Here is a 13,109-nt window from a genome sequence, read left to right as displayed (position 1 = left end):
CTGACCGGGCGTTTGCCGCTTTAAGTTACAGGTAACAAGAATGGCCAAAGAATATAGCCGTACCCAACGTATTGGCGATCAGATGCAGCGCGAGCTGGCCGAGCTGATCCGTCGCGAAGTCAAAGACCCGCGTGTTGGCCTGGTGACCATCACCGCCGTGGACGTCAGCCGTGACCTGGGCCATGCCAAGGTGTTCATCACCGTCATGGGCGAGGAAACGCCAGATGCCGTGCAGCAGTCGCTGAAGGCGTTGAACAGCGCTGCCAGCTTCCTGCGTTTGCACCTGGGCCGCTCGATGCAGCTGCGCAGCGTGCCGCAACTGCACTTCCACTTCGATGAAAGCGTCAGCCGCGGTGTGCATCTGTCGGCGCTGATCGAACGTGCAGTGGCCGAAGACCGCATGCACAAGGAAGCCGACGAGCCGGACACCAAGGAGTAAGCGGTGGCCCAGGTCAAACGTATCCGCCGCAACGTCAGCGGCATCATCCTGCTCGACAAGCCGCTGGGTTTCACCTCCAATGCCGCCCTGCAAAAGGTGCGCTGGCTGCTCAATGCGGAAAAGGCCGGCCACACCGGTAGCCTCGACCCGCTGGCAACCGGCGTGCTGCCGCTGTGCTTCGGTGAAGCGACCAAGTTTTCGCAGTACCTGCTCGATTCCGACAAGGGCTACGAAACCGTCATGCAGATGGGGCAGACTACCAACACCGGCGATGCCGAAGGTGAGGTGCTGCAGACCCGCGACGTGACCGTTGGTCGCGCCGACATCGAGGCGCTGTTGCCGCGTTTTCGTGGCCAGATCAGCCAGATACCGCCGATGTACTCGGCGCTCAAGCGTGACGGCCAGCCACTGTATAAGCTGGCTCGTGCAGGAGAGGTAGTGGAGCGCGAGGCGCGTTCTGTTACTATTAACCGCTTGGAGTTGCTCGAGTGCGAAGGCACCCGTGCACGGTTGAGCGTAGGATGCAGCAAAGGCACCTATATCCGCACCCTGGTGGAGGATATTGGCGAGGCCCTTGGCTGTGGCGCCTATGTTGCCGAGCTGCGCAGGACCCAGGCCGGGCCTTTCGCGCTGGCACAGACGGTCACCCTCGAGGAACTCGAACAGGCCCACGCCGAAGGTGGCAACGAAGCGCTCGATCGCTTCCTGATGCCATCGGACAGCGGCCTGCAGGACTGGCCTTTGGTGTGCCTGTCCGAACACAGTGCGTTCTACTGGCTGCATGGGCAGGCGGTACGCGCACCGGACGCGCCACAATTTGGCATGGTCCGGGTACAGGATCACAATGCGCGCTTCATCGGTATCGGTGAAGTGAGCGAAGACGGGCGCATTGCGCCGCGTCGGCTGATTCGGTCGGAATGACCGAAACCGGGGGGCCAGGCAGTAGCCGAACCCCACGGCATCAAGGGTGGCTGTCAGTAGGCACGGTCACACCTTTTTTATTAATACAGGGATTTGTCCCTGGCCTATTGGACCCCGCTTGCGGGATCCGTTATCAGGAGAAGCCAAATGGCCCTCAGCGTTGAAGAAAAAGCTCAGATCGTTGCCGAATACCAGCAAGCCGCCGGCGATACCGGTAGCCCGGAAGTGCAGGTTGCTCTGCTGACCGCCAACATCAACAAGCTGCAAGGCCACTTCAAGGCCAACGATAAAGACCACCACTCCCGTCGTGGTCTGATCCGTATGGTTAACCAGCGTCGTAAGCTGCTGGACTACCTGAAGGGCAAAGACACCACTCGTTACAGCGCCCTGATCGGTCGCCTGGGCCTGCGTCGCTAATAGCGGCCTGGTCAGTGGTGTGCATGGCGTGTCGCAGGCTTCGGCAGGGCTGTTTTGCAGCGCTGCCGTTGGACACGCCACGCGTATCTCCGAGGTTGGCAGCCTGGCAATGCTGAGCGGTTTTTCCGCTTGGTGCCAGGCTCCCAGCCTCGTGTTGTATCTGGACGGTCAATGGGGCCGATTCCCCGTTCTGCCCAAGAATTCGCAAGAAACCAGTTCCCCCAAGAGCCACTGAAAAAGGTAGGAAACCGTGAACCCGGTAATCAAGACTTTCCAGTTCGGTCAATCGACCGTTACTCTCGAAACGGGCCGTATTGCCCGTCAGGCAACCGGCGCTGTGCTGGTTACCGTCGACAACGACGTCACCGTGCTGGTGACTGTGGTAGGCGCCAAACAGGCTGATCCAGGCAAGGGCTTCTTCCCGCTGTCGGTTCACTACCAGGAAAAGACCTACGCCGCCGGCAAGATCCCGGGTGGCTTCTTCAAGCGTGAAGGCCGTCCTTCCGAGAAAGAGACCCTGACCTCGCGCCTGATCGACCGTCCGATCCGTCCGCTGTTCCCGGAAGGCTTCATGAACGAAGTGCAGGTCGTCTGCACCGTGGTTTCCACCAGCAAGAAGACCGACCCGGACATCGCCGCGATGATCGGTACTTCGGCTGCCCTGGCCATCTCCGGCATTCCGTTCGAAGGCCCGATCGGCGCTGCTCGCGTTGCCTTCCACGAAAGCACCGGCTACCTGCTGAACCCGACTTACGAGCAACTGGCTGCTTCGAGCCTGGACATGGTCGTAGCCGGTACTTCCGACGCCGTACTGATGGTTGAATCGGAAGCTCAAGAGCTGACCGAAGACCAGATGCTGGGTGCCGTACTGTTCGCCCACGACGAATTCCAGGCCGTTATCCAGGCTGTCAAGGAACTGGCTGCCGAAGCTGGCAAGCCGACCTGGGACTGGAAACCAGCCGTTGCCAACACCGAGCTGTTCAACGCCATCCGCGCCGAGTTCGGCGAAGCGGTTTCGCAGGGCTACACCATCACCGTCAAGGCTGACCGCTACGCGCGCCTGGGCGAGCTGCGTGACCAGGCCGTTGCCAAGTTCTCGGGTGAAGAAGGCCAGCCTTCGGCCTCCGAAGTCAAAGATATCTTCGGCGAAATCGAGTACCGCACCGTTCGCGAAAACATCGTAAACGGCAAGCCACGTATCGACGGCCGCGACACCAAGACTGTTCGCCCGCTGAACATCGAAGTAGGCGTGCTGCCGAAAACTCACGGTTCGGCACTGTTCACCCGTGGCGAAACCCAGGCTCTGGTCGTTGCGACCCTGGGTACTGCCCGTGACGCCCAGCTGCTGGACACCCTCGAAGGCGAGAAGAAAGACCCCTTCATGCTGCACTACAACTTCCCACCGTTCTCGGTAGGAGAGTGTGGCCGCATGGGCGGTGCTGGCCGTCGCGAAATCGGCCACGGCCGTCTGGCCCGTCGTTCGGTCCAGGCCATGCTGCCGGCCGCCGACGTGTTCCCGTACACCATCCGCGTGGTTTCGGAAATCACCGAATCCAACGGTTCCAGCTCCATGGCTTCGGTCTGCGGTGCTTCCCTGGCCCTGATGGACGCTGGTGTGCCGATGAAGGCGCCAGTTGCCGGTATCGCCATGGGCCTGGTCAAGGAAGGCGACAAGTTCGCGGTCCTGACCGACATCCTCGGTGACGAAGACCACCTGGGCGACATGGACTTCAAGGTAGCCGGTACCGCCAAAGGCGTCACCGCGCTGCAGATGGACATCAAGATCAACGGCATCACCGAAGAGATCATGGAAATCGCCCTGGGCCAGGCCCTGGAAGCGCGCCTGAACATCCTCGGTCAGATGAACCAGATCATTGGTCAGTCGCGTACCGAGCTGTCGGCCAACGCCCCGACCATGATCGCGATGAAGATCGACACCGACAAGATCCGTGACGTCATCGGTAAAGGCGGCGCCACCATTCGCGCCATCTGTGAAGAGACCAAGGCTTCGATCGATATCGAAGACGATGGCTCGATCAAGATCTTCGGCGAAACCAAGGAAGCTGCAGATGCTGCCAAGCAGCGCATCCTGGGCATCACCGCCGAGGCCGAAATCGGCAAGATCTACGTCGGCAAGGTTGAGCGTATCGTCGACTTCGGCGCCTTCGTCAACATCCTGCCTGGCAAGGACGGCCTGGTGCACATCTCCATGCTGAGCGATGCTCGTGTCGAGAAAGTCACCGACATCCTGAAAGAAGGCCAGGAAGTTGAAGTACTGGTACTGGACGTGGACAACCGCGGCCGTATCAAGCTGTCGATCAAGGACGTTGCCGCGGCCAAGGCTTCGGGCGTCTAAGCGACTGCCACGCAACAGGAAAAGGGCCCTTCGCAGACTGTGTGAAAACCTAGCAATCTGCCCGGCCCTTTAAGAAAATGCTCCGTATCGAAAGATACGGAGCATTTTTCGTTATGGCCTACATACAAGGAGAGTCCCGCAGTCAGACCAGCCTGTTCCCGGTCTCGCTGGAGGAATTGATCCCTGAAGATCACCTCGTACGGGTCATCGACCTGTATGTCGCCAAGCTGGATCTGGGTAAGCTCGGCTTTGAGAAAACTCAGCCCAAGGCCACAGGGCGCCCCGCCTACGATCCCGCCGATCAGCTCAAACTCTACCTTTATGGCTATTTCCAGCGCATTCGTTCGTCCCGTCGCCTGGAAGCTGAATGCCAGCGCAACATCGAAGTGATGTGGCTGATCAACCGGCTTAAACCCGACTTCAAGACCATCGCCGACTTCCGCAAGAACAACAAAGCTGCGTTCGTTACGACGTGCCGAGCTTTTGTGCAGTTCTGCCGAACTGCCGGTTTGATTGCCGGTGACCTGGTTGCCATCGACGGGAGCAAGTTTCAGGCAGTCGCTTCCGCGCGACGCCACCTGAACTTGAATCAGCTCAAGCGTCAGGACGAGAAGCTGGATAAACGCATCGCCCAATACCTGGCTGACCTGGATGCCGCTGATAAGACTGAGGGTGAGCCGGTGGTAGATCGTACTGCGATCAAGGCAGCCTTGGCGGAGCTTGAGGCCAAGCAGCAAGACAATCGCAGTTGCCAGGCCTTGATGCAATCGATGGGACTGGAGCAATTCAACACGCACGAAAGCGATGCCCGAATGATGCGCACGCCAAAGGGGGCTCGTGTTGCCTATAACGTGCAGACTGCTGTCGACGCAGAACACTGTCTCATTTTGCATCACGAGGTGACGCAGGATGGTGATGACCGCAAGCAACTTGAACCCATGGCGAAAGCTGCCAAGGCTGAGTTGGGGCAAGAATCGCTAACCGTGACAGCCGATATGGGTTACTCAAATGGCCTGCAGTTCCAGGCTTGCGAAGAAGCCGCCATTACCGCGTATGTGCCGCCAAACCGAACCTCGAACCCAGGTGGAGAGGCATTATTCGAGCGCAAGGACTTTACCTACGATGCCGAACAGGATCGGTACCAGTGCCCGGCAGGTCAGTGGCTAACGCTGAAGCAGCGCTACAAGGGCGACCGGATCTACCAGGCGGCGATCAATGATTGCGCCAGGTGCGCGCTGAAAGCCCAATGCACGACGGCCAAGCGCCGCTATGTCTCGCGTCACGCTCAAGAGGAAACCTTCGAGCGCATGGCGCAGCGGATGCAGCTACATCCAGAGATGATGGAGCGGCGTCGATCCATCGTTGAGCACCCGTTTGGCAATCTCAAACAATGGCTATTTGGAAACGGGCGCTTCCTGCAGCGACAACTCGAAGGCACAAGAGCTGAAATGGCTCTTGCTGTGACCGCTTACAACCTCAAGCGGGCGATTAGTGTCTTGGGGGCCAAGCAAATGATGCGACTGATGGGCTGAAGAGCCTTTTTCAGCACAAAAACAAACGCCCCGAACAAGTCGGGGCGTTTGTTTTAGGCCTGTCAGTGTGTTTTCACACAGTCTGTTCGGGGCCCTTTTTTCATGGGCTGCGGGAACCTTTTGCGGACTTGCATCTTGCATGCAGGTTTACCGTGCAGATTGCAAAGTGCACGACACTGAAAGTGATGTCTTTTTGCTAACTGATTGATTTAAAAGGGTTAATTTTCGGCGGTAAAGCTGGCACAGCACATGCAACTACCTTCATACCTGCCGCCAGGACATACGGCGCAGACCTTTCGATAAACAGGAGTGACCCACATGAAGAAGTTCGCCATTGCTGCCGCTACTGCTACCGCTCTGACCCTGACCATGGCTAACGCGGCATTCGCCCAACAGTCCACCCAGGCCCCCATGACGCTGGCGGCCGGTGAGGTGACCAAAGCCAAGGAAGCTACCTCTGATACCTGGATCACCACCAAGGTCAAGGCTGACCTGATGACCGAGAAAGGCGTGCCAGGCAGTGACATCAAAGTCGAGACCAATAAAGGTGTCGTGTCGCTGTCGTCCGAAGTGGCCATTACCGATGCACAGAAAGAGATGGCAGTCGCCATCGCCAAGAAGATCAAAGGCGTCCAGGCCGTTTCGGCTGATGGCCTGAAGTCCGAATAAGGGATGTCCCGTCGGCCAAACGGATTTGGCCACCGCTACCGAAGCCCTGGCCTGTGCCGGGGCTTTGCTTTTGCGCTCAGTAGCCCGGGTTGAGGGCGATTACATCGCTTTCGAAGCATTCCTGCTCGACGATCAGCGGCTCTACCAGTGGGCGGCTGTCACGAAAGTGTGCGGTCTGGGTATGCGCTTCATAGGCGGCATCATCGCGGTAGATTTCGTACAGGTAGATTACCTGCGGATCGAGTCGGTCCTGCGACACATCGAATACCAGGCAGCCTGGCTCGTTGGTGACAGAAGCTGCGGCATTGACCTTGATCGCTGTCAGGAAATCCTCGGCGCAACCGGGCTTCACACGGGTCTTGATAAACAGGCTATACACAAGTCGCTCCTTTTGTTTTAAATTCACTGGTGAATTGTATACAAAAATGGAGTCTCGCCAATGTCCGAATTGCCTGCACGCCCCGGCCGCCTGAATGGCTTGCGCCATATCGCCTTGCTGGTACCCAACCTGGAAGAGTGCGAACGCTTTTATGTCGATGTGCTGGGTATGGAGGTGTTGAACCGTGCCAACGAAGACCTGGTGTACCTCACCTGTGGCAACGACAACCTTTCGCTGGGACGTGGGGCAGGGGCGTCCAATGGGTTGCAGACGCTCGATCATTACGGGTTCATTGTGGACAGCGTGGAGGAGCTGGAGGCGTGGTACCAGTACTTCAAGGCCCACGGTGTGACGCTGCTGGACCGGCCGTTCAACCACGGTGACGGGGCGCGTAGCTTCCACCTGCTGGACCCGGCGGGGAACAAGGTGCAGCCGCTGTATCACCCGGCAGTGTCGGGGCAGCGGCTGGTGTGAAGCCTGTACTGGCCTCTTCGCGGGTGAACCCGCGAAGAGGCCGGGCCTGCTTTTAGAGATTACTCAGCGTCTAGGTGCATCGGCGTCACCACCCGCCCATCGCTTTCAGGCTGCCCCAGGCTGGTATCGATGAAGTACACCCGGTCATCTTCCAGTTTGCCCTTGTCCACCAGGTAATCCTTGATACTGCTGGCCCGCTCCTGGCCCAGCGTGCGCAGCAAGGCGCTGCTCTCGGCCCACGACTTGATCACTGCCTCGCGCAGCTTGGCGGTACGTTCGTCGCGGCCCAGTTGCTCCCATTCGGCAGGTGGCTGCTGCTTCAGGCGAGTGCGGTAAATGCCTTCGAGCATTGCCGGTTTGTCGCTGTCGTCCACCACCAGCATCGAGGCATTGGCCGGCACCTTGTCGCCCCGGCGTTGCAGGATCTTGTACCAGGTGGCCTGGTACTCACGCTCAAGGCGCTGCTGGGCGATCAGCGGGCCATCGCTGGCCTGGGCGCTGGTGCCTTCGATTTCCAGGCGCAGTTCCGGGCGCTCTTTCAGCGCGGATGCCAGCTTGTCCAGGGACGACTGGGCATCGCCACTGAGCTCGCTGGACCCAGGGGCGAAAGCCACGTTGCCCAGGTCTTCCGAGCCACCGCCGGTAATCAGCCCGCCGATGAACTTGAACGGCGCCTGTGCCGCGCGCAGTACCAGGTTGCGTAGGGTTTGCCAGACGATCGGCATCACACTGAACTGCGGGTTGTTGAGGTCGCCAGACACTGGCAGCTCGATCGAAATCTTGCCCTCGGTATCTTTGAGCAACGCCACCGCAAGGCGAATAGGCAGGTCGACTGCGTCCGGGCTGTCGACTTTTTCGCCCAGTTGCAGTTGCTCCACCACCACCTTGTTCTCGGCCTTGAGCTGGCCGTTGGTAATCAGGTAGTGCAGGTCGAGGTTGAGCCGGCCTTTGCGAATGCGAAAGCCTGCGAACTTGCCGGAGTAGGGCGTGAGGGTGGTCAGTTCGACGCGCTTGAAGCTGGTGGCGATATCCAGGCTGGCCAGCGGGTTGAACGGGTTGAGTGCGCCCTTGATGGTGACCGGTGCGTAGCGGTCGACCTTGCCCTTCACGTCGACCTTGGCCGGCACCGGCTTGCGGTTGTCGATGGTGCCGATCTGGCCATTGAGCTGCTGAATGGCCGTGGCGAAGTTGGGGGTGAGGGAGAGGTCGGCGAAGTTGGCCGAGCCGTCGTTGATGTCGATCTGGCCGATGTGGATACCCAGCGGCTTGTCGCTGCTGGCGGCGGCCGGCTTGGCCTGGCTTTTCGCCGGGGTGCCAGCCGGTTGCGGGATCAACAGGTCATTGACGTTGGTGGTGCGGTCTTCGTTGATGATGAAGCGTGCATAGGGTTGCAGCAGGGTTACCTTGTCGATCGACAAGGCATCGCCGTGTACATAAGACAAGCCATCGACGTTCACCTGCTGCCACTTGACGAAGTCGCGGCTCTTGATGGTGTCGAGGGTGTGCAGCTGGTTCACCTGGGCCTTGCCCGTGATATTGAAGGCCAGCGGTGCGGTGTTCTTCAGGTCGACCTTGAGGTCGCTGGAGAGCATGCCACTGCGCAGTTCCAGCAGAATGAACGGGCTGATATAGGCCTGTGCTACGCGCAGGTCGATATCGCGGGTGCTTACGTCCAGCTTGGCCCATATCGGCGCCAGGTTGACCTGGCCGGCCGCCTGCAGCTTGCCTTGTTTGCCTACGCCCGTATCGAGCTTGAGCGTGAAGGGCGACTGGTTGAGGCTGTCGAAGCCTTGCAGGTCGGCGTTGAGCGGGCCGATGTCCAAGGCTACCGGTTCTTTCTGGCTGCGGTCTGCCAGGTGCACCAGGTAGTTGCGCAATTGCACGTCCTTGAGCAGCACTTGCCAAGGCTTGCTCGGCTCTTTGGCGGCTTGCTGCTCAGGTGTCGGCTCGGCGGCAGCCGGCTCTGTCTTTTCCTTCGGCGTGGCTTTGGCAGGCTGGCTGGCAAACAGCTTTTGCCAATCGAGCTGGCCGTCTTTTTCCAGCGCAGCCCAGGTTTCGAGTTTCTCGCTGCGGATTTTGCCTACGGTGACCTGCTGCTTGACCAGGTCAACGGAGGTTTCGCTCACCTCCAGGCTGGCCAGGCGTGCCAAGGGGCGGCCGTCCGGGGCCTTGATGGCGAACGGCGCAATGCGCACGGAGGCGTTTTCCAGCAACAGCTCGGTCTGTTTGGCGAGGTTGAGCTTGTAGTGCGTGTCGAGGCTGACCACACCGTCTTCCAGCACCAGTGGCACAGCATCACGTACGTACGGCCAGAAGGCCTTCATTTTGCCTTCCGTGATCTTCAGCGTGCCTTCAGAGGCGATCGGTGACAGGCTCAGGGTCCCGTTCCAATCAATGCGCCCGCCATTGGGGCCGTTGGCCACCAGGGTCATGTCGGCACTGTCGTCGGGCAAGGTGCTGAGGTTTTTCAGCTCCAGGTTCATGTTGTCGTAGAGGAACTCGATCGGCTCGCTGGGGCGCAAGTCCTCGAAATGCAGGTAGCCGTCGATGAGCTTGATGCTACCGATGCGCAGCGGAAACGGCTCGCTGGGTGGCTCGTCAGGTTTGGCTTCGCTGGCGGGCAGCTTGAATAGGCCGGTCAGGTTAAGGCTACCGTCCTTGGCAAACAGCACCTCGTTACGCGGTTTGTCGAGCTCGACGGCTTCCAGGTGCAAGGCTTTGGTCCACAGGCTGTCGAGCGAGAGGTTGGCGTACAGCCGCTCGAACCCGACCTGTTCCTTGCCGGGCTCGCCGATCTGCAGGCCCCACAATGTCAGCTCCAGGCTGAAGGGGTTGAGTTCGATCCGTTCGAGGTGGGCCGGCACCGTCGCGTACTGGGCCAACTGCTGGTTGGCGATGCGCAGTGCCACACCGGGAAGAATGAGAAAGCCGAGCAGGCTGTAGAGGGCCACAAGGGCCAAGATTGCGCCAGCGGCGCGAGTCAATCCTTTGTACATGTGTCGCTTCGTCTGTCTAAGCAGGAGTGCTTGGAGTATGGCACGTTAAATCAGTTCCGCAGGGGCGACCATTTGACCTTATTCGATGCCCATGCGCCGTTTGGCCCGGTGCGCCGAACCGTCTCGCATGGCCCAGCGCAATACCGGTGCGGTGCGTCGCAGGCCCAGGCGTATCAGGCGCCGCTGCAAGGGCCCGTGCTGCAGGCCGAGCAGGGTCTGGGCCCAATCCGGCAACAGGTCGATACCGGCGTGCAGCATCAGTTTGCCCACCGGCTGTGCCAGGCGGCTGGGGGCCGGGGCGTCGAGCAGAATCCCGACTACCTCGTGGCTGCGGCTGTCGCAGCGCAACTGCGCACGCATGCGCAGCAGGTAGTCTTCGATCTGCTGGCACGAACGTGGCACGTCACGGGCGCCAAGGCGCTCGGCAATCAGGGCGATTTCGGCGTAGTAGGCATCTTGCTCGGCGCGCGACAGCTGCGGGTTGCGGTAGCGCAAGTGGGCAGCGAGGAAGCTGCTGACCTCTGCCACATGAACCCAGGTCAGCAGGTCGGGGTCGCTGGCCGCATAAGGGCGGCCATCCGGCGCAGTGCCGGTGACCTGCAGGTGGATGGTGCGCACTTTGTCGATCAGCCATTCGGCATCGCGCGTAGAACCGAAGGTGGTACCGGAAATAAACTGGCTGGTACGGCGCAAGCGGCCGATCAGGTCCTCACGGAAATTGGAGTGGTCCCACACACCGGCCAGGGCCAGCGGGTGCAGTAACTGCAGCATGAGTGCACTGATGCCGCCGACAAGCATGCTCGGGAAGTCGCCATGCACTTGCCAACTGATGCTGTGGGGGCCGAACAGGCCGGGGTCGCCCTTGGGCGTTTCCAGGTCGAGCTGGCCGAGGGCCAGCCCGGTGAGGCTCATGACCTGGGTTTCGATACGGCGACGAAGGGCTTCCATGGCGACCTGCGGTGCAGGGCGGCCATGGGCAGCGGCCGCCGGTTACTGGTTGAGGCGTTTGTCGATCAGGCCTTGGACTACGCTGGGGTCGGCCAGGGTAGAGGTGTCACCCAGGTTGTCCAGCTCGTTGCAGGCGATTTTGCGCAGTATACGCCGCATGATCTTGCCTGAGCGTGTCTTGGGTAGCGCCGGGGCCCACTGGATCAACTCGGGCTTGGCAAAACTGCCGATTTCCTTGCTGACAAGGGCCAGCAGTTCGGCTTTCAGCGTGTCGTCTGGCGTCACGCCATTCATCGGCGTGACGAAGGCGTAGACGCCTTGGCCTTTGAGGTCGTGGGGGTATCCGACCACTGCCGCTTCGGCGACGCTGTCATGCAGCACCAGTGCGCTTTCCACTTCGGCGGTGCCGATGCGGTGGCCCGAGACATTGATCACATCGTCGATGCGGCCGGTAATCCAGTAGTCGCCGTCGGCATCGCGGCGGGCACCGTCGCCAGTGAAGTAATAGCCGGGCATGGGCTTGAAGTAGGTATCCACCATGCGCTGGTGGTCGCCATACACGCTGCGAATCTGCCCTGGCCAACTGGCCTTGATCACCAGCAGGCCGGCGCCGGGGCCTTCTATCAGCTTGCCCTTTTCGTCCAGCAGTACCGGTTGCACGCCGAACATGGGCTGGGTCGCGCAGCCGGGCTTGAGTGACTGGGAACCGGGAAGCGGGGTAAGCATGATGCCGCCGGTTTCGGTCTGCCACCAGGTGTCGACGATGGGGCAGCACTTTTGCCCGACTTCCTCGAAATACCATTCCCAGGCTTCGGGGTTGATCGGCTCACCGACGCTGCCCAGCAGGCGCAAGCTTTTGCGTGAAGTGCTCTGCAGTGGCGCGGAGCCCTCGCGCATCAGTGCGCGCAGGGCGGTCGGGGCGGTGTAGAAGATGTTCACCTGATGCTTGTCCACCACCTGCCAGAAGCGTGAGGTGTCCGGGTAGTTGGGCACGCCTTCGAACATCAGCGAAATCGCGCCATTGGCCAGTGGGCCGTAGATGATGTAGCTGTGGCCGGTGACCCAGCCGACGTCGGCGGTGCACCAGAACACCTCGCCGTCACGGTAGTCGAACACCACCTTGAAGGTCATCGTCGCCTGCAGCAGGTAACCGGCGGTGGTGTGCAGCACGCCCTTGGGTTTGCCGGTGCTCCCAGAGGTGTAGAGGATGAACAGCGGGTCTTCGGCCTCCATCGGTTCGGGGGCGCAGTCGTTGCCGGCATTTTCTGTTGCTTCGTGGTACCAGAGGTCACGGCCTTCGACCCAGGTAACATCGCCACCGGTACGGCGCACCACGAATACGCTGCTGACGGCAGGGCAACTGGCAAGGGCCTTGTCGACATTCTGTTTCAGCGGGATGCGTTTGCCGCCGCGCACGCCTTCATCGGCGGTGATCACGGTGCGGCAGTCGGCATCGAGAATACGGTCACGCAGGGCATCGGGGGAGAAACCGCCGAACACCACCGAGTGGATGGCGCCTATGCGGGTGCAGGCAAGCATGGCGAAGGCGGCCTCGGGGATCATCGGCATGTAGATGCATACCCGGTCGCCTTTCTTTACCCCGCGAGCCTTCAGGGCGTTGGCCAGGCGGCAGACCTGACGGTGCAGCTCGCGGTAGGTGATGGCTTTTGAGTCGTTTGGGTCGTCACCTTCCCACAGCAGTGCGGTCTGCTCGCCACGCTGGGCCAAGTGGCGATCAATGCAGTTGTAGCTGACATTGAGTTGGGCACCGTCGAACCAACGGGCCTTGCCGGTTTTCAGGTCGCATTGCTGCACGCTGGACCAAGGTTTGATCCAGTCCAGGCGCTTGGCCTGTTCAGCCCAGAAGGTGTCAGGGTCGTCTACCGACTGGCGGTAGAGGCGGCGGTATTCGTCGGGAGTGAGGGCGGCAGACTGGCTGACGGCCAGGGCCTGGGGATACTGCTTGATATCGAACATG

11 protein-coding genes are annotated in these 13,109 nt (G+C 60.5%); 7 read left to right on the top strand and 4 right to left on the bottom strand.

Annotation, left to right across the window (positions count from 1 at the left end):
• Positions 1-40 precede the first annotated feature (40 nt).
• The 6 genes from rbfA to A0O30_RS26495 all read left to right on the top strand — a co-directional run bounded on the left by rbfA (position 41) and on the right by A0O30_RS26495 (position 6,334).
• A complete protein-coding gene (gene rbfA, locus A0O30_RS26525; RefSeq protein ID WP_009685351.1) occupies positions 41-439 on the top strand; it encodes a 30S ribosome-binding factor RbfA in 399 nt (132 codons plus the stop codon).
• A 3-nt stretch (positions 440-442) separates the two neighbouring features.
• Positions 443-1,360, top strand: a complete 918-nt coding sequence (gene truB / locus A0O30_RS26520) for a tRNA pseudouridine(55) synthase TruB (RefSeq protein WP_016712081.1) — start codon at positions 443-445, stop codon at positions 1,358-1,360.
• Positions 1,361-1,507: 147 nt separating this feature from the next.
• Positions 1,508-1,777: a 30S ribosomal protein S15 gene (rpsO, locus tag A0O30_RS26515; RefSeq protein ID WP_003249971.1), complete on the top strand. Its 270-nt coding sequence runs from the start codon at positions 1,508-1,510 to the stop codon at positions 1,775-1,777.
• A gap of 250 nt (positions 1,778-2,027) precedes the next feature.
• Positions 2,028-4,133, top strand: coding sequence for a polyribonucleotide nucleotidyltransferase (gene pnp / locus A0O30_RS26505; protein WP_014859357.1), 2,106 nt, complete (start codon positions 2,028-2,030; stop codon positions 4,131-4,133).
• Between the two features lie 113 nt (positions 4,134-4,246).
• Entirely contained in the window at positions 4,247-5,665 is a 1,419-nt protein-coding gene (locus A0O30_RS26500; RefSeq protein ID WP_177410317.1) for an IS1182 family transposase, read from the top strand.
• A 318-nt stretch (positions 5,666-5,983) separates the two neighbouring features.
• On the top strand, positions 5,984-6,334 hold the full coding sequence (locus A0O30_RS26495; protein WP_105948687.1) for a BON domain-containing protein: 351 nt from the start codon (positions 5,984-5,986) through the stop codon (positions 6,332-6,334).
• Positions 6,335-6,410: 76 nt separating this feature from the next.
• Here A0O30_RS26495 and A0O30_RS26490 read toward each other — a convergent pair whose 3' ends face one another.
• Positions 6,411-6,713 carry a putative quinol monooxygenase gene (locus A0O30_RS26490; protein WP_060498440.1) on the bottom strand — a complete coding sequence of 101 codons (303 nt, stop codon included), beginning with the start codon at positions 6,711-6,713 and terminating at the stop codon, positions 6,411-6,413.
• Between the two features lie 60 nt (positions 6,714-6,773).
• Between A0O30_RS26490 and A0O30_RS26485 the strand changes: the two genes are divergently transcribed.
• Entirely contained in the window at positions 6,774-7,187 is a 414-nt protein-coding gene (locus A0O30_RS26485) for a VOC family protein (RefSeq protein ID WP_016391800.1), read from the top strand.
• A gap of 59 nt (positions 7,188-7,246) precedes the next feature.
• Here A0O30_RS26485 and A0O30_RS26480 read toward each other — a convergent pair whose 3' ends face one another.
• From A0O30_RS26480 to acs, 3 genes are all read right to left on the bottom strand, one after another.
• The gene (locus tag A0O30_RS26480; protein WP_105948686.1) at positions 7,247-10,183 is read right to left on the bottom strand and encodes a DUF748 domain-containing protein; all 2,937 of its coding nucleotides are present in this window, start codon (positions 10,181-10,183) and stop codon (positions 7,247-7,249) included.
• Positions 10,184-10,261: 78 nt separating this feature from the next.
• Positions 10,262-11,131: an oxygenase MpaB family protein gene (locus tag A0O30_RS26475; protein ID WP_028699675.1), complete on the bottom strand. Its 870-nt coding sequence runs from the start codon at positions 11,129-11,131 to the stop codon at positions 10,262-10,264.
• A 42-nt stretch (positions 11,132-11,173) separates the two neighbouring features.
• Entirely contained in the window at positions 11,174-13,108 is a 1,935-nt protein-coding gene (acs, locus tag A0O30_RS26470) for an acetate--CoA ligase (protein WP_105948685.1), read from the bottom strand.
• Position 13,109: the final 1 nt, after the last annotated feature.

This window comes from Pseudomonas sp. LLC-1 (assembly GCF_002992185.1).
GTDB lineage: Bacteria > Pseudomonadota > Gammaproteobacteria > Pseudomonadales > Pseudomonadaceae > Aquipseudomonas > Aquipseudomonas monteilii.
Note: the sequence above shows the minus strand (reverse complement) of the source record. Positions and strands in the feature narration are given on the sequence as shown.